Origin of the sequence: Krasilnikovia sp. MM14-A1004, assembly GCF_047159485.1 — a bacterium.
In the GTDB taxonomy this organism is placed as follows: Bacteria; Actinomycetota; Actinomycetes; order Mycobacteriales; family Micromonosporaceae; genus Actinoplanes.
Genome location: NZ_AP038773.1, coordinates 2,557,102 through 2,583,733 on the forward strand (window position 1 = coordinate 2,557,102; position 26,632 = coordinate 2,583,733).

General features: G+C 72.0%; 18 protein-coding genes. 8 read left to right on the forward strand and 10 right to left on the reverse strand.

Annotation, left to right across the window (positions count from 1 at the left end; genetic code table 11):
• Positions 1–125 precede the first annotated feature (125 nt).
• Entirely contained in the window at positions 126–1,880 is a 1,755-nt protein-coding gene (locus ACMCNN_RS11710; protein ID WP_412746207.1) for a serine/threonine protein kinase, read from the forward strand.
• A 43-nt stretch (positions 1,881–1,923) separates the two neighbouring features.
• Here ACMCNN_RS11710 and ACMCNN_RS11715 read toward each other — a convergent pair whose 3' ends face one another.
• Both ACMCNN_RS11715 and ACMCNN_RS11720 read right to left on the reverse strand, forming a co-directional pair.
• Positions 1,924–4,353, reverse strand: coding sequence for a Tex family protein (locus ACMCNN_RS11715; RefSeq protein WP_412746208.1), 2,430 nt, complete (start codon positions 4,351–4,353; stop codon positions 1,924–1,926).
• 70 nt (positions 4,354–4,423) lie between these two features.
• Positions 4,424–5,440 carry a LuxR C-terminal-related transcriptional regulator gene (locus ACMCNN_RS11720; protein WP_412747142.1) on the reverse strand — a complete coding sequence of 339 codons (1,017 nt, stop codon included), beginning with the start codon at positions 5,438–5,440 and terminating at the stop codon, positions 4,424–4,426.
• A gap of 64 nt (positions 5,441–5,504) precedes the next feature.
• Between ACMCNN_RS11720 and ACMCNN_RS11725 the strand changes: the two genes are divergently transcribed.
• A complete protein-coding gene (locus ACMCNN_RS11725; RefSeq protein WP_412746209.1) occupies positions 5,505–6,224 on the forward strand; it encodes a PP2C family protein-serine/threonine phosphatase in 720 nt (239 codons plus the stop codon).
• A gap of 22 nt (positions 6,225–6,246) precedes the next feature.
• Positions 6,247–6,762, forward strand: a complete 516-nt coding sequence (locus ACMCNN_RS11730; RefSeq protein WP_412746210.1) for a GNAT family N-acetyltransferase — start codon at positions 6,247–6,249, stop codon at positions 6,760–6,762.
• A gap of 240 nt (positions 6,763–7,002) precedes the next feature.
• Here the strand turns inward: ACMCNN_RS11730 and ACMCNN_RS11735 are convergent, their stop codons facing one another.
• From ACMCNN_RS11735 to ACMCNN_RS11755, 5 genes are all read right to left on the reverse strand, one after another.
• Entirely contained in the window at positions 7,003–7,983 is a 981-nt protein-coding gene (locus ACMCNN_RS11735; protein ID WP_412746211.1) for a helix-turn-helix transcriptional regulator, read from the reverse strand.
• A gap of 91 nt (positions 7,984–8,074) precedes the next feature.
• The gene (gene glgB / locus ACMCNN_RS11740) at positions 8,075–10,180 is read right to left on the reverse strand and encodes a 1,4-alpha-glucan branching protein GlgB (RefSeq protein WP_412747143.1); all 2,106 of its coding nucleotides are present in this window, start codon (positions 10,178–10,180) and stop codon (positions 8,075–8,077) included.
• Between the two features lie 63 nt (positions 10,181–10,243).
• Complete coding sequence (locus tag ACMCNN_RS11745; protein WP_412746212.1) at positions 10,244–11,560, reverse strand: maltokinase N-terminal cap-like domain-containing protein; 1,317 nt, start codon at positions 11,558–11,560, stop codon at positions 10,244–10,246.
• Positions 11,560–13,314, reverse strand: coding sequence for a maltose alpha-D-glucosyltransferase (gene treS / locus ACMCNN_RS11750; RefSeq protein ID WP_412746213.1), 1,755 nt, complete (start codon positions 13,312–13,314; stop codon positions 11,560–11,562). The genes ACMCNN_RS11745 and treS overlap by 1 nt, the downstream gene beginning before the upstream one ends.
• A gap of 38 nt (positions 13,315–13,352) precedes the next feature.
• Entirely contained in the window at positions 13,353–15,320 is a 1,968-nt protein-coding gene (locus tag ACMCNN_RS11755) for an alpha-1,4-glucan--maltose-1-phosphate maltosyltransferase (RefSeq protein WP_412746214.1), read from the reverse strand.
• 277 nt (positions 15,321–15,597) lie between these two features.
• Here ACMCNN_RS11755 and ACMCNN_RS11760 point away from each other — a divergent pair, with 277 nt between their 5' ends.
• A complete protein-coding gene (locus tag ACMCNN_RS11760) occupies positions 15,598–16,185 on the forward strand; it encodes a hypothetical protein (protein WP_412746215.1) in 588 nt (195 codons plus the stop codon).
• 41 nt (positions 16,186–16,226) lie between these two features.
• Here ACMCNN_RS11760 and ACMCNN_RS11765 read toward each other — a convergent pair whose 3' ends face one another.
• A complete protein-coding gene (locus tag ACMCNN_RS11765; RefSeq protein WP_412746216.1) occupies positions 16,227–16,691 on the reverse strand; it encodes a PPOX class F420-dependent oxidoreductase in 465 nt (154 codons plus the stop codon).
• Between the two features lie 5 nt (positions 16,692–16,696).
• Positions 16,697–17,488, reverse strand: a complete 792-nt coding sequence (ppgK, locus tag ACMCNN_RS11770) for a polyphosphate--glucose phosphotransferase (protein ID WP_412746217.1) — start codon at positions 17,486–17,488, stop codon at positions 16,697–16,699.
• Between the two features lie 274 nt (positions 17,489–17,762).
• Here ppgK and gsmA point away from each other — a divergent pair, with 274 nt between their 5' ends.
• The 4 genes from gsmA (at position 17,763) to ACMCNN_RS11790 (ending at position 26,222) form a co-directional block, all read left to right on the forward strand.
• Complete coding sequence (gsmA, locus tag ACMCNN_RS11775) at positions 17,763–18,935, forward strand: sporangiospore maturation cell wall hydrolase GsmA (RefSeq protein ID WP_412746218.1); 1,173 nt, start codon at positions 17,763–17,765, stop codon at positions 18,933–18,935.
• Between the two features lie 82 nt (positions 18,936–19,017).
• Positions 19,018–22,935 (forward strand): ATP-dependent RNA helicase HrpA, encoded by a 3,918-nt coding sequence (hrpA, locus tag ACMCNN_RS11780; RefSeq protein WP_412746219.1) that lies wholly within the window; start codon positions 19,018–19,020, stop codon positions 22,933–22,935.
• 140 nt (positions 22,936–23,075) lie between these two features.
• On the forward strand, positions 23,076–25,349 hold the full coding sequence (locus ACMCNN_RS11785; RefSeq protein ID WP_412746220.1) for a putative bifunctional diguanylate cyclase/phosphodiesterase: 2,274 nt from the start codon (positions 23,076–23,078) through the stop codon (positions 25,347–25,349).
• Between the two features lie 138 nt (positions 25,350–25,487).
• Entirely contained in the window at positions 25,488–26,222 is a 735-nt protein-coding gene (locus tag ACMCNN_RS11790; RefSeq protein WP_412746221.1) for a LamG-like jellyroll fold domain-containing protein, read from the forward strand.
• A gap of 75 nt (positions 26,223–26,297) precedes the next feature.
• Here the strand turns inward: ACMCNN_RS11790 and ACMCNN_RS11795 are convergent, their stop codons facing one another.
• Complete coding sequence (locus ACMCNN_RS11795) at positions 26,298–26,516, reverse strand: hypothetical protein (protein ID WP_412746222.1); 219 nt, start codon at positions 26,514–26,516, stop codon at positions 26,298–26,300.
• Positions 26,517–26,632: the final 116 nt, after the last annotated feature.

A 26,632-nucleotide genomic window follows, 5' to 3' on the forward strand; every position in this document is an offset into this window, starting at 1 on the left:
TCACGGAGTGTCAGTTAGGCGGCAACGCGGTGCGGGGGGTTCGCAGGCACTGACATTGCCCGATAAGGTGCCAGTCGGCCGTGGGTCGGCGGCCGTCGACGGGCGGGGATGGGCGTGGGGGCACGATGACGAACGAGCGCGCGGCACCGCTGTGGTCGCGTGACCCGCGCCAGCTGGGCAAATACGAGGTGGTGGGCCGGCTCGGGCAGGGCGGCATGGGCACGGTCTACCTGGCCAAGGACCCCAGCGGGACGCTGGTGGCGGTCAAGGTCGTCCGGGCGGATCTGGCGCCCGACGACGAGTTCCGGCGGCGCTTCCGCAGCGAGGTCGACCGCGTCCGGCAGGTGCCGCCGTTCTGCACCGCGGAGGTGCTCGACGCGGACCCCGACCACGAGCTGCCGTACCTGGTGGTCGAGTACGTCGACGGCCCCAGCCTCGCCGACGTCGTGCAGGACCGGGGGCCGCTGACCGCCGCGAACCTGCACTCGGTGGCGATCGGCGTGGCCACCGCGCTCACCGCCATCCACGGCGCCGGGGTGATCCACCGCGACCTCAAGCCGCGCAACGTGCTGCTGGCACCGGGCAGCCCCAAGGTCATCGACTTCGGCATCGCCCGCGCGCTGGAGGCGACCACCGGTCTCACCCGTACCGATCAGATGGTCGGGACCGTGGCGTACATGGCGCCGGAGCGTTTCGGCGACGACATGCGGCACACACTGACCCCGGCCGCGGACATCTTCGCCTGGGGCGGCGTGGTCGCGTACGCGGGCACCGGGCGTACCCCGTTCTCGGCCGACTCGCCGACCGCGACCGCCGCGCGCATCCTCACCCAGCCACCCACCCTGGACGGCCTGTCCGGCCCGCTGCGTGACCTGGTCGCGCACGCCCTGGAGAAGGATCCCGCCAACCGGCCCACCGCCCGCGAGTTGCTCGACCTGCTGGTCAGCGGCGCGCAGCGAACCCCGGCCGCGGCGGCCGCGCTGGCCCATCAGCCGGGTCTGCGGGCGGCCACCGAGGAGGCCCAGGCCGCCACCGGCTACGACACGAACCGGCAGCTCACCATGCTGAACCCGGCGCCCGAGCTGGCCGGGGTCGTCGACGGCGAGTCCGAGACCCGCCCGGTCGCCGCGACGCCGTCGGCCCCGGCCGCCGAGCCGGGCGGGGGGAAGCGTGGTCCGGCGCGGGCCATCGCCATGGCCGCGGCCGTGGTGCTGCTGGCGGCGTTGGCCGGTGTCGCCACGCTGCTGGCGATCGGCCCGCCGTGGTCCGCGGGCGCGGGCGCACCCCTCACGAGCGCGACGGTCACCGCGCCCGTGCCCACCCCGGTCATCACCGATTCGCTGGTGGTCCGGTCGTTGTGGCAGGCGACCTCGGACGCGAACGAGAAGGCGAGCTGCTCGTTCGACGGTGCCCTGGTGGTGCGCCGGGAGAGCTCCGGGTCGTTCCGCTGCCGGGGCCCGCAGGACCAGGTGCCCCACGACCTGCGTACGGAGGTGGATCTGCAGCTGCGCACGCCGGGCAGCTGTGCCAGCATCTGGCTGCGGTTCAAGGCGGTACGCGGCTACCAGGTGCGGTTCTGCGAGAAGGCCGTGTACGTGGGCGTGCACAAGCGGGCGAACCCGGACGTCTACAAGACCTTCCCGCTCGACGCGTCCCCGATCGTGGTCGGTGGCCCGCCCACCCACGTGACGGTCACCATCGTCGGCGACACCGTCGAGATCAGCCGCGACGGCGTGGCGCTGGGCACCGTGCCGCTGCAGGACCGCGATGTCATCACCGACGGGCGGGTCGTGCTGGGCATCTTCACCGAGGAGGGCGTGCCCGACGGGCAGCCGTACGAGGTGGCGTTCCGCAACGTCCAGATCTACCCGGTGGCCTGACCCGGAGGGGTGACGCGGCCCCGCGTCACCCCGTCGCCGAGGATCAATCCTTGGCCAGGCCCGCCCGGCGCAGCGCGTCCGCCATCGCGCCACCGTTGAAGCTGCCCCCCGAACCGGAACCGGAACCGCCCGAGCGACCCCGCTGGCCGCCGCCCTGTCGCTGCTGACCGTCGCGCGGCTGCCCCTGCCGTTGACCACCCTGCCGCTGGCCACCGCCCTGACGGGCCTGGCCCTGGCCGGAACCGCCGCCCTGTCGCGGCTGGCCCTGGCCGGGACGGCCGTCGCGGGAACGGCCCCCCGGCTCCCGGCGCGGGGTGTCCTCCAGCCGCATCGTCAACGAGATCCGCTTGCGGGCCTCGTCGACCTCCACGACCCGCACCTTGACCACGTCACCGGACTTCACGACGTCGCGCGGATCCTGCACGAACGAGTTCGACAGCGCCGACACGTGCACCAGCCCGTCCTGGTGCACCCCGACGTCCACGAACGCGCCGAACGCGGCCACGTTCGTGACCACGCCCTCCAGGATCATGCCGGGCTTCAGGTCGGCGATCTTCTCGACGCCCTCGGCGAACGTGGCGGTGGTGAACGCGGGACGCGGGTCGCGGCCCGGCTTCTCCAGCTCCCGCAGGATGTCGGTGACCGTGGGCAGGCCCACGGTGTCCGTGACGAACCGGTCCGGCTTGAGCCCGCGCAGCAGTGGGCTGTTGCCGATCACCGACCGCAGGTCGGAGCCCGCCGCCGCGAGGATCGTCCGGACCACCGGGTACGACTCGGGGTGCACGCTGGACGCGTCCAGCGGGTCGTCGCCGCCGGGGATGCGCAGGAAGCCCGCGCACTGCTCGAACGCCTTCGGGCCCAGCCGGGCCACCTGCTTGAGCGCGGAGCGGTTGCGGAACGGCCCGTTCGCGTCGCGGTGCAGCACGATGTTCTCGGCCAGCCCGGCGCCGATGCCCGAGACGCGGGTCAGCAGCGGCGCGGACGCGGTGTTCACGTCGACGCCGACCGCGTTCACGCAGTCCTCGACGACCGCGTCCAGCGACTTCGACAGCTTCAGCTCCGACAGATCGTGCTGGTACTGCCCCACCCCGATCGAGCGGGGGTCGATCTTCACCAGCTCGGCGAGCGGGTCCTGCAGGCGGCGGGCGATGGAGACCGCGCCGCGCAGCGAGACGTCCAGGCCGGGCAGCTCCTGCGACGCGTACGGGGAGGCGGAGTAGACAGACGCACCCGCCTCCGACACCATCACCTTGGTCAGGGTCAGCTCGGGATGCCGCTTGATCAGGTCGGTGGCCAGCCGGTCGGTCTCCCGCGACGCGGTGCCGTTGCCGATGGCGACCAGTTCCACGCCGTGCGCCGCGGCGAGCCCGGCCAGCTTGTGGATCGACTCGTCCCACTTGTTCTGCGGCACGTGCGGGTAGATCGTGTCGGTGGCCACGCACTTGCCTGTCGCGTCGACCACGGCCACCTTCACGCCCGTACGGAAACCTGGGTCCAGGCCCATCGTGGCCCGCGTGCCCGCGGGCGCGGCCAGCAGCAGGTCGCGCAGGTTGGCCGCGAAGACCCGGACCGCCTCGTCCTCGGCCGCCTGCCACAGGCGCAGCCGCAGGTCCGCGCCGAGGTGCACGAGGATCCGGGTACGCCAGGCCCAGCGCACCGTGTCGGCCATCCACTTGTCGCCCGGCCGCCCGTGGTCGGCGACGCCGAAGCGGGCCGCGATGCGCGGTTCGAACGACGACGCGTCCTCCGGCTCCGGCTCCATGGTCAGGTCGAGCACGTTCTCCTTCTCGCCGCGGAACACCGCGAGGATCCGGTGCGACGGCAGCTTGGTGTACGGCTCGGCGAAGTCGAAGTAGTCGGCGAACTTCGCGCCCTCGGCCTGCTGCCCGTCGCGCACCTTCGCGATGAGACGGCCCTTGGTCCACATGAGTTCGCGCAGCTCACCGATCAGGTCGGCGTCCTCGGCGAAGCGTTCGACGAGGATGGCGCGGGCGCCGTCGAGTGCGGCGGCGGCGTCCGCGACGCCCTTGTCGGCGTCCACGTAGGCCGCCGCCTCGGTGCGCGGGTCGCGGGCCGGGTCGCCGAGCAGCAGATCGGCGAGCGGCTCCAGCCCGGCCTCGCGGGCGATCTGCGCGCGGGTGCGCCGCTTCGGCTTGTACGGCAGGTAGATGTCCTCCAGGCGCGCCTTGGAGTCGGCGGCCATCACCTGCGCCTCCAGGGCCTCGTCCAGCTTGCCCTGCGACCGGATCGACTCCAGTACGGCCGCCCGGCGGTCCTCCAGCTCGCGCAGGTAGCCCAGCCGCTCCTCCAGGGTGCGCAGCTGCTGGTCGTCCAGGGTGCCGGTGACCTCCTTGCGGTAGCGGGCGATGAACGGCACCGTCGCCCCGCCGTCCAGCAGCTCCACCGCCGCCGTCACCTGGCGCTCGCGAACCCCGAGCTCCTCGGCGATGCGCTGATGAATCGTGGTCGTCACTCGTTCACCTCTCGTAGGACTACCGCGACGATTGTGCCCAAGTCCGCCGGGGGTTGTCGCGCCGCCCCGCTCATCGGTGCACGCTGGGGTGACGATCCGCGCGCGTGCCGGCGCGTACCGCCCGCAGCGCCACCTCGGTGCGCGACGACGCGCCGGTCTTGCGGAGCAGGTTCGACACGTGCACGGTCACGGTGCGCACCGAGATCTCCAGGGCGCGGGCGATCTGCTTGTTCGACATGCCCTCGGCGAGGCAGCCGAGGACCTCCCGTTCGCGGGCGGTCAGCTCCGGCTCGGGCGCCTGGTCCGGGGCGGCGGGCTGCAGGTAGCCGGGCAGCGGCTCGTCGACCAGCGCCTGCGGGCCGCGTCCCGCCGCCATCGCCAGCAGCTCCGTCAGCCGGTACGGGTTGCCGCCCGTGCGCTGCCACACCGCCGACGCCAGCTGCGCCGACGGCGGCGCGTCAGGGTACGCGTGCGCGATGATCTGCGCGACGTGCCCGGCCTCCAGGGCGCCGAGGTGCTGGCGTACCGCGCCGGGCACGCCGGAGAGCCGGGCCAGGCTGCGCGCGGCCAGTTGCGGGGACTCCGCGGCGTCGGGCGGGCGGCTGGTGACCAGCAGCAGGGTGGGCAGGTCCGTGGCGGCCAGCTCGCCGACGAGGTTCAGGCTGGCCGGGTCGAGCGCGTGCAGGTCCTCCACCACGAGCACCGCGGGCCCGGCGCCGACCAGCGCCCGCACCGCGGCGACCGCCAGGCGCAGCAGCGCCTCCGGCGTGTACCGCTCCCGGGGGACGTCGGGGCGCTGGGCCAGCCAGGCGAGGGCGTCCGGCGGCACCGGCAGCGCGCCGGTGTCCCGCCCGGCCAGCACCGCGGCCAGCCAGTCGTACGGCGCGGGGGAGTGCAGCCGCGCGGCGCCGGTCAGCACCGTGCCCGGCCGTACGTCGCGCAACAGCGCCCCGACCAGGGCACTCTTGCCGGTGCCCGGCTCGCCCGTGAGCACTGCGGGCAGGCACCCGCCGCCGCCGTCGACCCGCTGCCACGCCTGCCGCAACTCGTCGAGCGCGGCGGCGCGTCCCACCATTGGTACCGCCATCACCACCCAACACTACGTAGTAGGTACTACAGACACCGCCGCAGGTTCTTGGCAGGCTGGTGGCATGACGCTGGTGTTACGCGCCGTCACGGCCACCGATCAGGGACTCGTGCGCGACAACAACGAGGACGCGGCGTTCGTCGGCGCCCGTCTCCTCGTGGTCGCCGACGGCATGGGCGGGCTGCCCGCGGGGGAGCTGGCCAGCGACATCCTGGTGCGCACGCTGGCGACCGTCGACGACCTGCCCGACTCCGGGGAGCCGCTGCAGGATCTGATCATGGCGCTGGGTACGGCGAACCAGCGGATCGAGGCGGCGGTCGCGGACGACGGCGCCCGGGACGGCATGGGCACCACCGTGACGGCGCTGATGCTGACCGGGGACGCGATGGCCGCGCTCAACGTCGGCGACTCCCGCTGCTACCTCAGCCGCGACGGGTCGCTGACCCAGCTCACCAAGGACGACACGTACGTGCAGGCGCTCGTGGACTCCGGGGTGCTCACCCCGGCCGACGCGCGCCGCCACCCGCAGCGCGCGCTGGTCACCCAAGCGGTGCAGGGCGGCCCGCTGCGGCCCGCCGGGCGGATGGTGCCGGTGCAGCCGGGCGACAGGTTTCTGCTGTGCAGCGACGGGCTGTCCGACTACGTCACCGACGACGTGATCGCCTCGACGCTGCGCGGGCACCCGGACCGGCAGGAGTGCGCCGCCGAACTGATCGCCCGCACTCTGGAGGCGGGTGCGCCCGACAACGTGACGGTGATCGTCGCCGACGTCGAGGCAGGCTGACCTGCTCACCACCGAACGCCTGGTGCTGCGCCGCTTCCGCGCCGCCGACGCCGCGGCGCTGTCGGCGTACCGGTCCGATCCGGACACCGCCCGCTACCAGTCCTGGGACGCCCCGTTCCCGCTCGACGGGGCGGACGCGTTCGTCGCCGCGATGGCGGTGGCCGACCCCGACGGTCCGGGATGGTTCCAGTACGCGGTCGAGCGCACCGCCGACCACGTGCTGGTCGGCGACGTCGGGGTCGACAGGTACCCCGGCGGGCGGCAGGCGGAGCTGGGCTTCACCCTGGCGCCGCAGTACCGCGGCCACGGGTACGCCACCGAGGCGGTCACGGCCGTCCTCGACCACCTGTTCCGCGTACGCGGAATGCACCGCGTCTCGGCCGAGTGCGACGGCCGCAACCTGGCCTCCGCTCGCCTGCTCGAACGCGTCGGCTTCACCCGCGAGGGTCTGCGCCGCCAGCACACCTGGGCCAAGGGCGAATGGACCGACGACCTGCTGTACGGCCTGCTCGCCACGGACTGGCTGGCCCGTCGGTAGGGTCATGCGGCCGTGATGAGGATGCGGCCCTTCAGACCGGCGGAGTCGTTGAGGAATTACTCGAGGAAGCCGTACCGCTGCTGATCTACCGGTATGCCGGATATCAGGGGATTCGGTGCCGGACTGAACGTCACCGGGGCAGGCGCCGGCCGGGAAGCTCGCCGTAGACCTGCCGGCAGGCGCTGGCGAACCGGCCGACGTGGCCGAACCCGGTCACCGTGATCGGGTCCCCCGGGCGGGCTAGCGGTCCGGTGTTCGGCGGGGTGGTTGCCCGAAGGCGTGGTGGTGGTCGGCCGTGACCAGGCCGGGGTCGGCGAAGCCCCACCGGGCCGCGACCTCGGGGACGGCGGCGCCGTCACCGTCGTCGCGGAGCTGCTGGTGGCAGCGGGCCAGCCGGACGCGCCGCAGGTAGGCCGTCGGGGTGGTGCCGAGATGGCGACGAAAGGCCCGCTGAACGGCACGGACGGTGACCCGGGCGGCGCGGGCGATGTCGACGACGCTGATGTCGAGGTCGGCGTTGGCCTCCAGGAAGCCCACCGCGCGGGACAGGGCGGCGACGGTGGCGTCGGTGCGGTCGTAGTGGTGCGACTCGGTCGTGCAGGTGTTGGGGAACGTGGTGAGCAGGGTCGCGGCCAGCAGGCGGGCGAACGGGCCGACCAGCAGGGGATGGGTGATGAAACCGGGAGCACTCTGCACGCTCTCGGTGACGTAGCCGACGACCTGCAGCCAGCGGCGTACGTCGGCCGGACGGGCCGGGCACACCGCGGTGAAGCGCAGCGCGCCGGGACGCTCGGGGTCGTTGCCGGCGACCTCGGCGACGACCTGCGGAGCGATACCGACCAGCGAACCCTGCAGGGCCTCCTGCCGCACCCGGTGTGCCCGATCCGTGTGGACGTGCAGGCCGAGGTCGCCGATGCCGTAGCGGATGTCGCGGTCCAGATCGATCCGCAGTCCGCGATGGACCCGCGTCACCATGATCGGCGTATCGGTGCCGGAGCGGTATTCGACGGTGGCCTGGTGATCCAGGGAATCCAGACTGAACGGTCCGGTGCTGATCCGCTGGTGCCGGAACCGGTACGCGTCCGTGTGCCTGCGGATGGTCAGGGTCGAGCCGAACGCGGCAGTGAGGTAGTCCCTGGCGCGTTCGGGGTCGGTGGTGGCGAACTCCATCCGGTGCCGGTCGTGGGAGTCTTCCGTGGTGGGCACGCCGCTCGTCCGCATGTGGTGAGTGTTCATGAGTGCTCGGGGTCCCACCGTACCCCTGCCGGAACGTGACCGTGTAGGGGCAGGGCGCGACGGTTGGGCCGCCGGCTCAGCGTTCGTGGCGGAGCCAGACGGCGCCCAGCGGGGGTACCCGCAGCGACACGGAGAAGTCGAGGGCGTGCCAGGGCTGGGGCTCGGCGGTGACCTGGCCGAGGTTGCCGACGCCGGACCCGCCGTACAGTTCGCTGTCGGTGTTGATCACCTCGCGCCAGACGCCCGGCCGGGGCAGGCCGATGCGGTAGCCCTCGTGCGGAACGGCGGCGAAGTTGACCACGCAGGCGAGGGTCTCGCCGCCCGGAGCGAAGCGCAGGAACGAGAACACGTTGTGCTGCGAGTCCTCGGCGCTGATCCAGCGGAAGCCGCTCGGTTGCGTGTCCTGGCTCCACAGTGCCGGGGTGTCGCGGTAGACCCGGTTGAGGTCCTGGACGAGGCGGCGGATCCCGCCGCGCCCCGGGTCCTGCAACAGGTCCCAATCCAGGCCGCGGGCCTCGTTCCACTCCCGCTCGTCGCCCATCTCGGCGCCCATGAAGACGAGCTGCTTGCCGGTGAACGCCCACATGAAGGCCATCAGCGCGCGGGTGTTCGCCAGCTTCTGCCACAGGTCTCCGGGCATCTTGCCGGTCAGCGAGCCCTTGCCGTGCACCACCTCGTCGTGGCTGATCGGCAGGATGTAGTTCTCGCTCCAGGCGTACACCGTGGCGAAGGTCATCTGGTGGTGGTGCCACTGCCGGTAGATCGGCTCCTTCTCCATGTAGGTGAGGGTGTCGTTCATCCAGCCCATGTTCCATTTGAAGCCGAAGCCGAGCCCGCCGAGGTGGGTGGGGCGGGTGACGCCGGGCCACGCCGTGGACTCCTCGGCGATCGTCACCACGCCGGGGTTGCGCTTGTAGACGGTCGCGTTCATCTCCTGCAGGAAGCTGATCGCGTCGAGGTTCTCCCGGCCGCCGTACTGGTTCGGGGTCCACTCGCCGTCCTTGCGGGAGTAGTCCAGGTACAGCATCGAGGCGACCGCGTCGACACGCAGGCCGTCGGCGTGGAACTCCTCGCACCAGTACAGGGCGTTGGCGACGAGGAAGTTGCGCACCTCGGTACGGCCGAAGTCGAAGACGTACGTGCCCCAGTCGGGGTGCTCGCCGCGGCGCCAGTCGCCGTGCTCGTACAGGGGGGTGCCGTCGAAGCGGGCCAGGGCCCACTCGTCCTTGGGGAAGTGCGCGGGCACCCAGTCGAGGATCACCCCGATGCCGGCCCGGTGCAGGGTGTCGACGAGGTGGCGGAACTCGTCGGGGGTGCCGAACCGGGAGGTCGGGGCGAAGTAGCCGGTGACCTGGTAGCCCCAGGAACCGCCGAACGGGTGCTCCATCACGGGCATCAGCTCGACGTGGGTGAAGCCGGTGTCCACCACGTACTCGGTGAGCTGCTCGGCCAGCTCACGGTACGACAGGCCGGGGCGCCACGAGCCCAGGTGCACCTCGTAGATGCTCATCGGGTCCTGGTGCGGGTGCCGGGACGCGCGGGCGGTCATCCACTCGGCGTCGCCCCACTCGTAACGGGATTCGTACACCACGGAGGCGGTCTGCGGCGGCACCTCTGTGTGCTGGGCCATCGGGTCGGCCTTCTCCCGCCACACTCCGTCGCGGCCGAGGATGCGGAACTTGTACTTCGTGCCGGGCGCGGCGCCCGGCACGTACAGTTCCCAGACGCCGCTGGAGCCCAGTGACCGCATGGGCCAGCCGTCGTGCGGGCCCCAGCCGGTGAAGTCACCCACGATGCGCACGCCGCGGGCGCTCGGCGCCCACACCGCGAACGCCACACCGGTGCCGCGGTGCTGCGCACCGAGCACCTGCCACAGCTTCTCGTGGCGACCCTCGCCGATCAGGTGCAGGTCCAGCTCGCCCAGGGTGGGCAGATGACGGTACGGGTCGTCGGACTCGACGCCGTCGACGTCGAGGCGGTAGTCGAGCACCGTGCCCGCCACGTCGACCGCGAAGATCCCGTCCGGGTGCACCTTGGTCATCGGCGCCTTCTCGCCGCCGAACAGCAGGGTCACCCCGGTGGCGTTGCGGCGCAACGTCCGCACCACGGTGCGCCCGGCGTGCGGGTGGGCACCCAGGATCGCGTGCGGGTCGTGGGTGTCCCCGCTGATCACCGCGTGCATCGCCCGCTCGTCGGCGGCAGAGGTGGCCGAGGTGCTGTGCCCGATCATCGATGTCCTCCGTGGTCAGCCGACGAGCCGGGCGATGGCACGCAGCGGGATCCGCGACCACCCTGGCCGGTGCCGGGCTTCGTACACGGCCTCGTAGACCGCCTTGTCCAACTCGTACGCCGCGAGCAGCGGGGCCTGATCACGCGGGTCGATGCCTGCCGCCGCAGCGTACCCGTCGCAGAACGCGGCCCGGTTACGGTCCACCCACTCGCGGGCGCGGGCGGCGAGATGTTCCTCTTCGTCGTCGGTGTCGACGAGCAGCTGGTACGCGGCGTACTCGTAGGAGCGCAGCACCCCGGCGACGTCGCGCAGCGGCGAGTCCGGCAGCCGCCGCTCGTCGAGCGGCGAACCGGGCTCGCCCTCGAAGTCGATCAGCAGCCAGGCGGGCGGGGTCCGCAGCACCTGGCCCAGGTGCAGGTCGCCGTGGATCCGCTGGACGTCGACCTGCTGGCCGGTCAGGGTCCGGAAACGTGCCTCGATGGCGGGCACGTGCGGGGCCAGATCCGGCACGGCGGTGGCCGCGGCCCGCAGCCGGGCCAGCACGGCGTCCACCGGGAACGGCGACGGCCCGGCGCCCAGCTGCTCGGCCAGGGTCTTGTGCACGCTGGCCACGGCCTCACCCAGCCGGTACGACTCGCCGGAGAAGTCGCCGCCCACCTCGTCGGCGCGCAGCTCCGCGTCCTCGGCGAACAGGTCGCGGGCGCTGGCGGTGGCCATCGCCCACCCCTCGGCCGAGTTGTCCGCGTACGCCGTGACCATGCCCAGGGCGCACGGCTCGCCGCTGTCGGTGGTCTCGAACGAGCCGAGCAGCCGCGCCACGTGCGGGTTGCCGGCGCGGCCGAGCACCCGGTTCAGCTCGATGTCCGGGTTGACCCCGCAGGCCACGCGGCGGAACACCTTGAGGATCGCGGCCTGCTCGTAGATCACGCTGGTGTTGGTCTGTTCGGCGTCGAACACCCGAGGTGCCGCCTCCAGCGGCAGGACCACGCCGGGCTCGGGCTCGAACACGACGTCGCCGACGGCACCGCCCGCGCCGAGCAGTGACAGCAGGTACCGGGTGGCGTCCGGGTCGTACAGGGCGTCGTAGCCGGTGCGTTCGCCGTCGGTGCCGATCGTGGCGATCGCGGCGTACTCGGGGATCGGGCCGGAGTCCCAGGCGACCATCACCTGGTAGCGCTCCGAACTGCCGTCGGTGTAGGTGACGTCGACCAGGATCAGATCCAGGTCGTCGCGCAGCGCGGTGGACGACGCCGGCTTCGCGGACTCCAGGGTGCGGGTACGGCCCGCGTACCAGCGTTGCCGGGGCAGCCAGTCGGCGAACGGCAGCGTCATCACTTCTCCTCGGGGCCGCACAGCTGGAACCAGTAGAACCCGTGCCCGGGCAGGGTCAGCAGGTACGGCAGGTGGCCGATGCGCGGGAAGCTCACGTGCCCGGTCAGCTCGACCGGGGTGTAGCCGTTCCAGTGCTGCAGGTTCAGTTCGATGGGCTGCGGGAAGCGGGACAGGTTGTTGACGCACAGCACCACGTCGTCGCCGACCTCGCGCAGGTACGCCAGCACCGACGGGTTCGAGCCGCCCAGCTCGCGGAACGTGCCGACCGCGAACGCCTCGTGCCTTCGGCGTACGGCCAGCATGGTGCGGGTCCAGTTGAGCAGCGACGTGGAGTTGTCGCGCTGGGCCTCCACGTTGACCGCCTGGTAGCCGTACACGGGGTCCTGGTTGGCGGGCAGGTAGAGCCGGCCGGGGTTGGCGGTGGAGAAGCCGGCGTTGCGGTCCGGCGTCCACTGCATCGGGGTGCGCACGCCGTCGCGGTCGCCGAGCCAGATGTTGTCGCCCATGCCGATCTCGTCGCCGTAGTACAGCACGGGGGAGCCGGGCAGGCTGAGCAGCAGCGCGGTGAACAGTTCGATCTGGTTGCGGTCGTTCTCCAGCAGGGGCGCGAGCCGGCGGCGGATGCCGACGTTGGCCTTCATCCGCGGGTCCTTCGCGTACTCCGCGTACATGTAGTCGCGCTCCTCGTCGGTCACCATCTCCAGGGTGAGCTCGTCGTGGTTGCGCAGGAAGATCCCCCACTGGCAGTTCTCCGGAATTGCTGGAGTCTGGGCCAGGATTTCGGAGATCGGGAAGCGGGACTCCCGGCGTACGGCCATGAAGATGCGCGGCATCAGCGGGAAGTGGAACGCCATGTGGCACTCGTCGCCGCCGCTCTTCGCGTCGCCGAAGTACTCGACCACGTCGGCGGGCCACTGGTTCGCCTCGGCCAGCAGCACCCGGCCCGGGAACTCGTCGTCGATCACCTTGCGGCAGTGCTTGAGGAACGCGTGGGTGGCGGGCAGGTTCTCGCAGTTGGTGCCCTCGGCCTCGAACAGGTACGGCACCGCGTCCAGCCGGAAGCCGTCGATGCCCAGGTCGAGCCAGAACCGCAGGACGTCGAGCATGGCCTCCTGCACGGCCGGGTTCTCGTAGTTGAGGTCCGGCTGGTGGGAGAAGAAGCGGTGCCAGTAGAACTGGCGGCGCACCGGGTCGAAGGTCCAGTTGGACTCCTCGGTGTCCACGAAGATCACCCGGGCGTCCGGGTACGGCTCGCTGGTGTCGCTCCACACGTAGAAGTCGCCGTGCGGCCCGCCGGGGTCGCTGCGCGACGCCTGGAACCACGGATGCGAGTCGGAGGTGTGGTTCATGACCAGGTCGGTGATCACCCGGATGCCGCGCTTGTGTGCCGCGTCGAGCAGGGCCACGAAGTCGTCGACCGTGCCGAAGTCGGGCAGCACCTTGTAGAAGTCGCGGATGTCGTAGCCGCCGTCGCGCAGCGGGGAGTCGTAGAACGGGGGCAGCCAGAGGCAGTCCACGCCGAGCCACTGCAGGTAGTCGAGGCGTTCGATCAGCCCGCGCAGGTCGCCGGAGCCGTCGGAGCCGGAGTCGTAGAACGCCCGGACCAGGACCTCGTAGAACACGGCGCGCTGGAACCAGGTGCGGTCGGCGGGCAGCGCCCGGGCGTGGCCGAAGTCGTCCGCGCTGGGGTGCTCCACCACGCGGTGTTCGAGGTGGCTGCCCTCCGCCGGGTCGACCTGACTCGTCTGATCCATCGTTCCCACCTACCCCGCCCGCTGGGAGTCGAACCGCGTCAGCGGCGCGGCTGCACCACGAAAATGTGTGCCGGTTCGACGTACGGATCGATGCGGACCGCGTTGTGCTGGCCCCACTCGTACGACGCCCCGGTGATCTGGTCGGTCACCGTGAACTTCTCGTGCCATTCCATGCCCAGCGCGGGCATGTCGAGCGTGGTGTTGGCCCACTGCACGTTGTTCGCGTCGAACGAGCAGATCGCCAGGATGGTGTTGCCGTTCTCCTCATCCCGCTTCGACCAGCACAGCAGCGCGCCGTTGTCGACCTCGTGGAATGTCAGGTTGCGCAGCCAGTGCAGGGCGGAATTCTCCCGCCGGACCTGGTTGATCGTGGTCAGGTACGGCGCGAGGGTGCGCCCGGAGCGCTCGGCGCCCGCCCAGTCGCGGGGCTTGAGCTCGAACTTCTCGTTGTCCAGATACTCCTCGGCGCCGGGCCGGGGCTCGTGTTCGAACAGCTCGTATCCGGAGTACATGCCCCAGGACGGCGACAGCATCCCGGCCAGCACCGCGCGGATCTTGAACATCGGGGGGCCGCCGTGCTGCAGCGTCTCGTGCAGGATGTCCGGGGTGTTGGGCCAGAAGTTGGGCCGCATCCAGTCCACGGAGGCCAGCAGCTGGTTGAGGTATTCGCGCATCTCCCAGGCCGTCGTCCGCCAGGTGAAGTACGTGTACGACTGGGTGAAGCCGATCTTGCCGAGGCCGTTCATCATGGCGGGCCGGGTGAACGCCTCCGCCAGGAACAGGACGTCGGGGTCCACGTCCTTGACCTTGGTGATGAGCCATTGCCAGAAGTTCAGGGCCTTGGTGTGCGGGTTGTCGACCCGGAAGATCTTGACGCCCTGTTCCACCCAGTGCAGGACGACCCGCAGCACCTCCCTGCGCAGGCCCTGGTAGTCGTTGTCCCAGTTGATCGGGTAGATGTCCTGGTACTTCTTGGGCGGGTTCTCGGCGTACGCGATGGTGCCGTCGGCGCGGGTGGTGAACCACTCCGGGTGCTCGCGGACCCACGGGTGATCCGGCGCGGCCTGCAACGCGAGGTCGAGTGCCACCTCCATGCCGTTGTCCCGGGCCGCGGCGACGAACGCCCGGAAGTCTTCGAGGGTGCCCAGCTCCGGGTGGATGGCGTCGTGGCCGCCCTCGTCGGAGCCGATCGCCCACGGGGAGCCGACGTCCTCGGGGCGCGCCACGAGCGTGTTGTTGCGGCCCTTGCGGTTGATCTTGCCGATCGGGTGGATGGGTGGCAGGTACAGCACGTCGAAGCCCATGGCGGCGACCGCCGGGATGCGCTGGGCGGCGGTGCGGAACGTGCCGTGCTTCACCGGGACGGCGTCGGGGCCGATCTCGGCGCCCTCCGAGCGCGGGAAGAACTCGTACCAGGCGGAGAAGAGGGCGCGCTTGCGGTCCACCCAGATCGCGTACGAGCGGGTGGTGGTGACCAGCTGCCGGACCGGGTGCTGCCAGAGCAGCGCCTCCAGGTCCAGCGCGGGGGTGACCCGCTCGTACAGCGGGCGCTGCTCGTCGCGCAGCGCCGCCGCGGCGGCCCTGACGCGTTCCTCCTCCGCCGTCGGGACGATCTTGGTGGCCAGGTCCAGGACCTCGGCGCCCTCGGCGAGATCGTTCGCCAGCTCGCCCACGCCCTGGCCCACGCCGATCTTCTTGGTGACCGCGTTGCGCCACGTCAGGTAGGGGTCGTCGAACGCCTCGACCGTGAAGGTCCACCGGCCGACCTGGTCCGGCTTGATCATCGCGTGCCATTGATCCAGGCCGGGTTCGCCGGGACGCATGCGGGTGAACGGCTGGGGCAGGCCGTCGGGACCCTGCCATACCACGTTGACGCCGAGCGCGTGGTGTCCTTCCCGATAGGACACCGCGGAGACCGGTACCAGCTCGCCCACGACCGCCTTCGCGGGGTAGCGGCCGCAGGACACCGACGGCGTGACGTCTTCGATGGGAAAGCGACCGGTCATGATCTCCACCGTAGTCTTCAGGCGCGTGAACAGGCTCGGCGACCGGGAAATCCACGCCGCGCACGGGACTGCGTTTCCGCAGTGGAGCAACGGCGGGATCCGGTGGCGCTCATCACGCCTCAACCTACCGGAGCGCGACCGTGGGGGAGCGTCCTCGGGTGCGCGTCGGTTGCCATGCGGTGCCAACCGAGTGATCTTGCTTAGGCCGGGCCGATCCCCGCCGAGGAACAGAGCGTGTCGCGCCCCGCCCGGGTCGCCTCGACTCTGGGAGGGCCACGTGGCCGGTCCGTCTGCCGCGCTGTCGCCGGTGATCGCCGCCAGCACGCATTGGCTGGCGCGGGCGTACCCGGCCACCGGTGAGGATCACCAGGCGGCCGCGCTGGCGGAGCTGCAGGCGCGGCAGGCCGTGACGGTCGCCGCCTGGCTGCGCTACCCCACGCCGGTGGACGCCGAACTCGTGGCCCTGGCCGGTCCCGGCGGCTCCGCCGTGCTGGACTGGCGGGCCGGCAGCGAGCCGATCGAGGAGTACGCCGAGGACGAGGCGTGGCGCACCTGGGTCGACGAGGTCGTGGTGAGCTGGGCCGCCTGCCTGCTGGCCGATCCGGTGCTCGCGGTGCGCGCGGTGTCCGCTGTCGCGGCGGCCGTGCCCGAGCAGGAGGACCACCGCCGGCCCCGCCCGCGCCGGGCCGGGGACCTGCTGGGGCAGTTCCGCCGGCTGACCACCCCCAACCCGCGGGAGCGCGCGGCCGCGGTGCTGCTGCGCCACCCCGACCTGCTGGACCCGGTGGCCGGGATGCACCGCGACGCGCTGCGCTACCTGCTCGGCGTCGAGGTGCCGAACCCGTGGCTGGGCATCAGCGGCTGAGCCGCGGTCAGTCTCCCGGCCGGTCAGTCGGCCAGCCGGGCTCAGTCGGCCAGCCGGGCGGGGAATCCGCCGGTGGCGATCGGCCCCCAGCTCTCGATCGTGATCCGGATCAGCGACTTGCCCTGGGCGGTCATGGCGGCCCGGTACTCGTCCCAGTTCGGGTGCTCACCGGAGATGCACCGGTAGTAGTCCACCAGCGGCTCCAGCGCGTCGGGCAGATCGAGCACCTGCGCGGTGCCGTCGAGGTGCACCCACGGGCCGTTCCACTCGTCGGAGAGCACGCACAGCGACACCCGCGGATCGCGCCGGATGTTGGCCACCTTCGCCCGCTCGGGATACGTCGAGATGACCACCCGGCCGTCGGCGTCCATTCCGCAGGTGTTCGGTGACGACTGCGGGCGCCCGTCGCGCCGCGTGGTGATCAGGATGGCCCGGTGCCGGGGCCGCAGGAACTCGACCAGGTCGGCCCGGTCGGTCGTGGTGTTGGTCGCGATGGTGCGGGCCATGGTGATCAGCTCCGGTAGGCGGCGGCGTGGGCGGCGTCGACCGTCATCGGGCCGGTACGGCCGGCGGCCTGCGCGGCGGTCACGGCGGCGCCGATGATGCCGGCGTTGTTGAGCAGCGTCGCGGGCACCATCGGGGTGCGGATGTCGATGAGCGGGAGGTACTTGTCCGCCTTCTTGCTCACGCCGCCGCCGATGATGAACAGCCGGGGCGACAGCAGCATCTCCAGGTGCCGCAGGTAGTGCTGCACCCGTTTCGCCCAGTGGTCCCAGCTCAGTTCCTCCTGCTCGCGGGCCCGGTCGGAGGCGCGCACCTCCGCGTCGGCGCCGTCCAGCTCCAGGTGGCCGAACTCGGTGTTGGGCATCAGGATGCCGTCGAGGAACAGGGCGCTGCCGATGCCGGTGCCGAAGGTCAGCAGGACCGTGAGACCGTCCTGCTCGCGCCCGGCGCCGAACGCCACCTCGGCGACGCCCGCCGCGTCGGCGTCGTTGAGCACCGCCACGGGCCGCCCGAGCCGCTCCGTGAACAGCGCCGCGGCGTCCGCGTCGAGCCAGGACCGGTCGACGTTCGCGGCGCTGCGGACGACCCCGTCGACGACCACCCCGGGAAATGTCAGCCCGACCCGGTCGTAGCCGGGGAACCGGCCCGCCACCTCGGCGACCGCCTCCACCACGGCGGACACGTCCGACGGTTGCGGCGTGGGCACCCGGTAACGCTCGTCGAGCAGCTCGCCGCGCACCGGGTCGACCGGTGCACCCTTCACGCCGGAGCCCCCGATGTCGATGCCGAGGATGGCCATCCCAGATCCCGTCTGCCGTCCGATGGTGTTCCTCGCTGTGTATCACGAGGCACCGACGACCGCCTCCGGTGCCACCCGTCGGGGGCCGACACGGGCGACGCAGTTCGGTAACCCTGCCCCCGGCAGTCACCCCAGAGGTAATAATTCCCATAGGCACCGCTTGTCCCGGTAGTGCCCATGGGTGCAACCGAGCCGCACCCCGGCTCCCCCTCCTCCCGCAACGGCCCCCCGTGACTGTCGAAGAGACGCCGACGCCACCAGAGGGGACCGCTTCATGCTGCACACCGCCCGCCGGATGCTCACCGCCCCGGCGCTGGCCGTCGTGATCGGCGCCGGTCTGCTCGTCGCGCCCCAGGCCGCCAATGCCGCGAGCGTCGCCGCCACCGTGGACGTGGTCGGCACGCTGCGGATCCGCACCGCGCCGTCGCTGGCCGCCCCGATCGTCGGCGCCGTGCACGACGAGCAGCGCGTCGCGGTCGAATGCGCCACCCGCGGCACCGAGGTGCGCGGCAGCCAGCGCACCACCGACGTCTGGGACCGGCTCGGCACCGACCGCTACATCTCGCACGCGTACGTGCGGCCGCTGGGCACCATCGCGTCCTGCGCCGCCATCCGGGCGCAGGCCCAGCCGGTCAAGGTCCACCCCGCACCGGTCCAGGCCGCCGCCGCCGGGGCCGCCAAGGCCACGGCCGTCAAGTACACGGTCGGCCGCATCCGCAGCTCGGACGGCCGGGTCAACGTCCGCGCCGGCGTGTCGCTGACCTCCCCGGTCAGGGGCACCCTGGCCAACGGCGCCCGGGTCAACCTGGTGTGCGGGGTGGTCGGCGCCAGGGTCAAGGGCACCGTGCGCACCACGACCCAGTGGAACCGCCTGTCCAACGGCCTCTACGTCTCCCACGCGTACGTGGTGACCCCGACGCTGCACCTGTGCCCGGGCGCGCCCCGGCCCGTGCAGTCGACGCCCGCGCTGACCCCGGAGCAGTTCATCGCCCGCTCGGTGTCCGGCGCCCAGCGCGGCTGGCGCGACTACGGTGTGCCGCCGTCGGTGACGATCGCCCAGGCCATCCTCGAATCGGGCTGGGGCCGCAGCGACCTGTCCGTGGCCGACCGCAACTTCTTCGGCATCAAATGCTTCAACGGCAACCACGGCCCGCTGGCCTCCGGCTGCCACACGTACCAGACGCAGGAGTGCACGAAGGCCGGCAAGTGCTTCGTGACGACGGCGAGCTTCCGGACGTACGCGTCGCAGGCGAACTCGTACCGCGACCACGGCTACTTCCTGCGGGTCAACAGCCGCTACAAGCCGGCGTTCAAGTACACCCGCAGCGCGAACAAGTTCATCTGGACCGTGTGGAAGGCCGGGTACGCCACCGACCCCAACTACTACACCAAGATCACCGGCATCATGTCCCGGTGGGGTCTGTACCGGTACGACACCTGGAAGTAGGCCCGGCAACGACGGTGATCGACACCCCGGGGACGGTAATCACACGGCGCGCCGCGCGCGTTCCGCCTATCCTTGCTCCGCCATGTCGATGCCACCCCCGGACGCCGCCGCGCTGCGCCGTACGCTGACCACCCTGCTGCCCCGCGACGAGCACCGCCTCGGGCGGCGGCTGGAGGGCATCCGGCGGATCCGCGGCGCGGACGCCCGTGCCGCGGCGCTGACCGAGATCGCCGAGCAGGTGGCGCAGGCCCAGCAGCGGTACGAGGCCCGGCTCGCGGCCGTGCCCAAGGTCGGCTACCCGGAGGAGCTGCCGGTCAGCGCCCGCCGCGAGGACATCGCCGCGGCGATCCGCGACCATCAGGTCGTGGTGGTGGCCGGGGAGACCGGCTCGGGCAAGACCACCCAGTTGCCGAAGATCTGCCTGGAGCTGGGCCGTGGGGTGCGCGGTACGATCGGGCACACCCAGCCGCGCCGGATCGCGGCCCGTACCGTGGCCGAGCGCATCGCCGAGGAACTGGGCACCCCGCTGGGGGAGACGGTCGGCTACAAGGTGCGCTTCACCGACCAGGTCAGCGACCGGACCATGGTCAAGGTCATGACCGACGGCATCCTGCTGGCCGAGATCCAGAACGACAGGCAGCTGCGCGCGTACGACACGCTGATCATCGACGAGGCGCACGAGCGCAGCCTCAACATCGACTTCCTGCTCGGCTATCTCAGGGAACTGCTGCCGCGCCGCCCGGACCTCAAGGTCATCATCACCTCGGCGACGATCGAGACGGGCCGGTTCGCCGAGCACTTCGGCAGCCCCGGCGCCCCGGCCCCGGTGATCGAGGTGTCCGGGCGTACGTATCCCGTCGAGGTGCGCTACCGGCCGCTCGTGACGGCCGACGACGAGCAGGAGCGGCAGGAACCGGTCGACCAGGTCGACGGCATCGCCGCGGCCGTGGACGAGCTGGGCGCCGAGAGCAGCGGCGACATCCTGGTGTTCCTCAGCGGCGAACGGGAGATCCGCGACACCGCCGACGCCCTGAACAAGCGCGACCTGCGCAACACCGAGGTCGTCCCGCTGTACGGGCGCCTGTCCGCCGCCGAACAGCACCGCGTCTTCGAACGGCACACCGGGCGGCGGATCGTGCTGGCCACCAACGTCGCCGAGACCTCGCTGACCGTCCCCGGCATCCGGTACGTCATCGACCCCGGCACCGCCCGGATCTCCCGCTACAGCCACCGGCTCAAGGTGCAGCGGCTGCCCATCGAGCCGGTGTCGCAGGCCAGCGCGAACCAGCGCAAGGGCCGCTGCGGGCGTACCTCCGACGGCATCTGCATCCGGCTGTACTCCGAAGAGGACTTCACGCAGCGTCCCGAGTTCACCGAGCCGGAGATCCTGCGTACCAATCTGGCCAGCGTCATCCTGCAGATGACCGCGCTGGGCCTCGGCGATCTGGCCCGCTTCCCGTTCATCGACCCGCCGGACCGGCGCAACGTCACCGACGGCATCAAGCTGCTCGAGGAGCTGGGCGCGCTGGACGGGCGCAAGCTCACCCCGCTGGGCCGCCAGCTCGCCCAGCTGCCGGTCGACCCGCGGCTGGCCCGCATGGTGATCGAGGCCGGCCAGCAGGACTGCGTCGCCGAGGTGATGGTGGTGACGGCCGCACTGTCCATCCAGGACCCGCGCGAGCGGCCCGCCGACAAGCAGCAGCAGGCCGACGAGAAACATGCCAGGTTCACCGACAAGGAGTCCGACTTCTTCAGCTATCTGAACCTGTGGCGCTACCTGCGCGAGCAGCAACGGGAGCTGTCCGGCAATCAGTTCCGCCGGCTGTGCCGCGCCGAGTTCCTCAACTACCTGCGGGTCCGCGAGTGGCAGGACATCTACGCGCAGTTGCGGCAGACCGCCCGTACCCTCGGCCTGAGCGTGGCCGAGCGCGACGACGCCGAGCCGCCGGACGCGCAGCGACTGCACACGGCGCTGCTGGCGGGCCTGCTGTCGCACATCGGCCTCAAGGACACCGACAAGCGCGAGTACCTGGGTGCCCGCGGCGCCAAGTTCGCGATCTTTCCGGGCTCGGCGCTGTTCAAGAAGCAGCCGCGCTGGGTGATGTCGGCCGAGCTGGTCGAGACCAGCCGCCTGTGGGCCCGGGTGAACGCCCGCATCGAGCCCGAGTGGGCCGAGAAGCTCGCGCCGCACCTGGTCAAACGCAGCTACAGCGAGCCGCACTGGGACCGCCGGCAGGGCGCGGTGCTGGCCTACGAGAAGGTCACCCTGTACGGCCTGCCGATCGTCCCGCGGCGCAAGGTCGGCTACGCGCGCGTCGACCCGGTGGTGGCCCGCGAGCTGTTCATCCGGCACGCCCTGGTGGAGGGCGACTGGGACACCCACCACGCCTTCTACGCGCACAACGCCAAGCTGCTCCAGCAGATCGAGCAGATGGAACACCGGGCCCGCCGCCGCGACATCGCGGTCGACGACGAGACCGTGTACGCCCTCTACGACGCCCGCATCCCGGCCGAGGCGGTGTCCGCGCGGCACTTCGACGCGTGGTGGAAGAAGGCCCGGCGCACCGAGCCCGACCTGCTGACCTTCACCCGCGACCTGCTGGTCAACGCGGGCCGGGACGCGGTGGACCCCGGTGCGTACCCGGACGCGTGGCTGGCCGACGGGGTGCGGCTGCCGCTGAGCTACCAGTTCGAGCCGGGCGCCGCCGCCGACGGGGTCACCGTCCGGATCCCGGTGGAGCTGCTGAACAAAGTGGACGCCGACGACTTCGGCTGGTCCGTCCCCGGCCTGCGCAAGGAGGTGGTGGTGGCGCTGATCCGGGCGCTGCCCAAGGCGCTGCGCACCCACTTCGTCCCGGTGCCGGACTGGGCAGAGGCGGTGCTGGCGCGGGTGCCCGCCCGGCGCGGCCCGCTGCCCGACGCGATCGGTACGGAGCTGCGCAAGCTCACCGGCACCGTGGTGCCGCGCGACGCCTGGCGCCCCGACCAGGTGCCCGACCATCTGCGGATGAACTTCCGGGTGGTGGCCGAGGACGGCGCCGTGCTGGGGGAGGGGCGCGACCTGGAGGTGCTGCGCCGCAGCCTGGCGCCGAAGGTGCAGGCAACGATCTCCGCGGCGGCCGGCAACGTCGAGCGTCGCGGCATCACCACGGCCGAGATCGGTACGATCCCGCGCCACGTCGCCCAGGACCGCGGCGGCTACGCGGTGGCGGTCTTCCCCGCCCTGGCCGACGAGGGCGACAGCGTGGCGGTACGGGTGTTCGAGACCGAGCCGCAGCAGCGGGCCGCGATGCGGGCGGGCACCCGGCGGTTGCTGCTGCTGACGTTGCCGCAGGCCGCCCGCTACCTGCAGGGGCGGCTGGACAACCGGGCCAAGCTGGAGCTGAGCCGGGGCAACCCGTACCGGTCCATCGCGGAGTTGCTGGACGACTGCGCGGGGGCGGCACTGGACCGGCTGGTCGCCGAGGCGGGGGGCCCGGCCTGGGACGCCGAGGCGTTCGCCACGCTGCGCGACGCGGTCCGCGCCGATCTCGTGGACGGGGTCGCGAACGTGGTGACCCAGGTGCGGGCCGTGCTGGCCACGGCGTACGAGATCGAGCAGCGGATCGGCGCCACGAAGGACCCGGCGCTGGTACCGGCGCTGGCGGACATCCGGGCTCAGCTGCGGGCGCTGGTGCATCCGGGGTTCGTGACCCAGACCGGCTGGCGGCAGCTGCACCACCTGCCCCGGTACCTGAAGGCGATCGCGTACCGGCTGGACCGGCTGCCGGGCACCCTGGCCCGGGACCGGCAGCTGATGGCCCAGGTGCACGAGATCGAGGCGGAGTACCGGGAGCTGCGCGGGGAGCTGGGTCCGGGCGGGACGGCCGAGGAGGGCCTGGACGAGATCCGCTGGATGATCGAGGAGTTGCGGGTCAACCTGTTCGCCCAGTCGCTGGGCACCGCGTACGCCGTGTCGGACAAGCGCATCTACCGGGCCATGGATCAGTTGCCCGGCTAGCCCGTTCTGTCCTTTCCGCCCCCTTGTGCCCCGCGTTCGTGCGACCGTGAGGAACGGGCGGAAGGGGGCCGCCGGTGGACCAGGCACCGCGATCCGGGAGCGCATCACGCCGGTGGTGGCCGTGGTTTCTGTGCGCCTCGGTGCTGCTGACCACCGCCGGGGCGGCCGCGGGTGGACCGGCCGGGCGACTGCTCATCGGGCTGTCGACCGCCGGGGCGATCATCGCGGGTATCCGGCTGCACCGGCCCGCGCGGCCGGTGCCCTGGTGGCTGCTGACCGCCGTGATCGGCGCGACGACGACGCTCGGCGTGATCAGCCAGCTGCTCGGCGGGCGCAACGGCGCCGCACCACCCGTCCTGGAGCTGTTCTATTACCCGGTCTACCTGATGCTGGCGGTCGCGCTGGCGATGCTGGGGGCGCGCGGCCGGGCCCGTTCCCCCAGCGGGAGCATGGCCGAGGCCGGGATCCTCACCTGCGGCGCGGCACTGCTGTGGTGGATCGTCGTGGTCGACCCGATCAGCGACGCGGGCCGCATTCCCGTGCATGTCCGGGGCCTCGCGTTTCCGTTGCTCGACTTCGCCATGGTCGCCCTCGCGGTGCGGCTGGTCCGCGGCGCGCGGCGCAACCCCTCGACGGTCCTGGTCGCGCTGGCCACGGCCATGCTGCTGGTCTCCGATACCGCGTACTTCGCGGCACCGGACGGGGTCACGCCCCTGCTCAGCGTGTTCGGTTCGCTGATGGCGCACGTGCTGCTCGGCGCCGCCGGCCTGCATCCGTCGATGGCCCGCATCGGCGCACCCGAGCCGGCGACCCCGGGCCCGCCGGTCGGCCCGGCGGAGGCCGCTCGGCCGTCGGTCGCCGCGCCGGAACAGGTCACCGCCGCGCCGGTGTACCTGCTCACGGTGGTGCTCGCCCCGGTGGTCACCGCCGTGTACCTCACGCACGAACGGATCCGCGGCACCATCCAGCCGGGCGACATCGGGGTGCCGCTGCTGATCACCTCCCTCGCCGCGGCCCTGCTGCTGTGGCGGATCCGGCAGCTCAACGACGTCGCCCGCCGCCACGCCACCCGCCTCGAACAGGCCCTGCGCGCGGAGGCCGAGCTGCAGGGGGAGTTGCGCCACCGGACCCAGCACGACGCGCTGACCGGCCTGCCGAACCGGGCCCTGCTCTACGAGCGGATCGGTGCCGCCCTGGCCGCGGCGACCCCGGGCGCCCTGATCGTGCTCGACATCGACGACTTCAAGGACGTCAATGACCGGCTCGGGCACGCCGTCGGCGACGACCTGCTGGTCGCGGTGGCCGACCGGATCACCGGGATGTTCGCGGGCCGGGCGATGGTCGCGCGGCTGGACAGCGACGAGTTCGCGGTGCTGCTGGAGGGAGCCACCGACGAGGAGGCCATCGGCTGGGCAGAGGAACTGCTGGTCGCCATGCGCCGCCCGGTCACCGTGCACCATCACGCGCTGTTCGCCGCGATCAGCGTCGGGTTGCGCGGGCTCGACCCCGACCTGCTCACCGCCGACATCCTGCGCGACACGTACGTGGCGCTGCACGCGGCCAAGGCAGCCGGGCGCGACCAGCTCGCGACGTTCGACCTGCGGATGCGTGAGCAGCGGCTGGCCCGGGCGCGGACCGTGGAACGGTTGCGCGGCGCCCTCGACCGCGACGAGCTGCTGCTGCATTTCCAGCCGCTGGTCCGGCTCGCCGACGAACGCTACGTCGGCGCCGAGGCGCTGCTGCGCTGGCGGCCCGAGGGGGAGGCGATGGTGCCGCCCGACGCGTTCATCCCCGAGGCCGAGGACAGCGGGCTGATCGTGCCGATCGGCACGTGGGTGCTGCACGAGGCGTGCCGGGTCGCCGCCCCGTGGCACCGGGACAACGGCGCCGTGGTGTCGGTCAACGCCTCGCCGCGCCAGCTGCGTGAGCCGGACTTCGCGGCGCAGGTCCTCGACGCCCTGCACAGTGCACATCTGCCGCCGCGGGCGCTGATCCTGGAGATCACCGAGGGCGTGCTGGTGGGTTCCGGCCCCGTCGCCGAGCAGGCCGTACGGCACCTGAGCGCGTTGCGCGAGCACGGGGTGCGGGTCGCCGTCGACGACTTCGGTACGGGCTACTCGTCGCTGGCGTACCTGCGGGACCTGCCGATCGACCATCTGAAGATCGACCGGTCGTTCATGCCGGCGTCGGGTGAGCCGGATCCGACCGCGCGGACCCTGGTGAAGGCGATCATCGACCTGGCGACCGCACTGGGACTCGGCACGATCGCCGAGGGGGTGGAGACCGCCGAGCAGGTGGCGCTGCTGCGCGCACTGGGATGCGAGCGGGCCCAGGGCTTCCACTTCGCCCGGCCGGTGCCCGCCACCGAGGCGGGCGAGATGCTGGCCCGTTCCCACCGCGGGGCCCGGGTGTGATGTTCGACTTTGGCCGCGTGCGCCATGCCCCACGACGGGCGCCCGATCGCGGGGTCGGCCGGGGCGTTCGGATAAAAAGGCCGAAACGGTAATCGGAGCACTTTGCTCGCTAAGAGCACCTAAGTAACTTCAAGCCCCATGAAGGTTCCTGCCAGACTCCTCACCCTCCTGCTGATCACGACCCCGGCCGCCGTGCCGGCCCTGGCCGCGAGCGCCACGGCCGCACCGCGGACCGTCATGCGGTACACGTTCGACGCCGGACCGACGGCGACCGGGCGGATCGCGGACACCTCGGGTTCCGGCGCGCCGCTGACGATGCGCAGTGTGGACGGTGGCACAATCCGCTTCCTGCGTACCGCCACCGGCCGGTACGTCGGCTTCCCGGCGCCCTGCGCCCGTACCGCGACAAGGTGCCCGCGGGCGCTGTTCGAGGCGCCGGACGACAACGATCTCGATCCGGGCACCGCCCCGTTCCGTTGGGGCGCCACGGTCTACGTCAAGCAGTGGCAGGTGATCGGCTCGTCCAACATCATGCAGAAGGGTGTGTCGGACACCCAGAGCCAGTGGAAGCTCCAGGTCGGGGCGAACCGCGGCAAGGCACAGTGCGTGGTGGTGGGGCGCGGCTCCAGCCAGGCGTACGTCGCGCGTTCCTCGATCACGGTCGCCGACGGCGCCTGGCACCGGGTGCTCTGCCGCCGCTCCGGCGCCACCCTGACCGTGTACGTCGACGGCGTGGACCGCGGCCACACCGTCATCCCGTCCACACTGGAGATCGGCAACAACATGCCACTGCGGATCGGCGGGCCGAACTTCAACACGACCTCCGACATGTACCACGGCTACCTCGACGACGTGGTGGCCCTCGCCGGATGAGCGAAACGTGGCCCGGGACGGATGTCCCGGGCCACCCCCGTGTCGTCGATGCCGTGCCGTCGGTCCGCGAGCGGCTCAGCTGCGGCGGAACGCGTACGACCGGCTCTGGCCGGACCGTGACGCCCGGCCGGAGCGGGCCTGCTCCGAGCGCTGGCGCGCGGCCAGGCGGGAGTCCCCGGCACCGTGGTGCGGTGCGGGGGCGGCTGCGGTCCGGTGGTCGTCGCGCCCAGGCACGACGGCCTGCCGGGCCAGCTCGTCGCGGTCGACGTGCACGGTGAACGGTTGGTCAGGCATACGGAGACCTCCTGGAGTCGAGGAGAGAGAGCCGTGGACGGGGCGCCGCCAGGGCGGCGCGCGGTCGGGTGTCCCGAGCGGCGGGTGGGCTGTTCCACGGCAGACGACACCGCCGC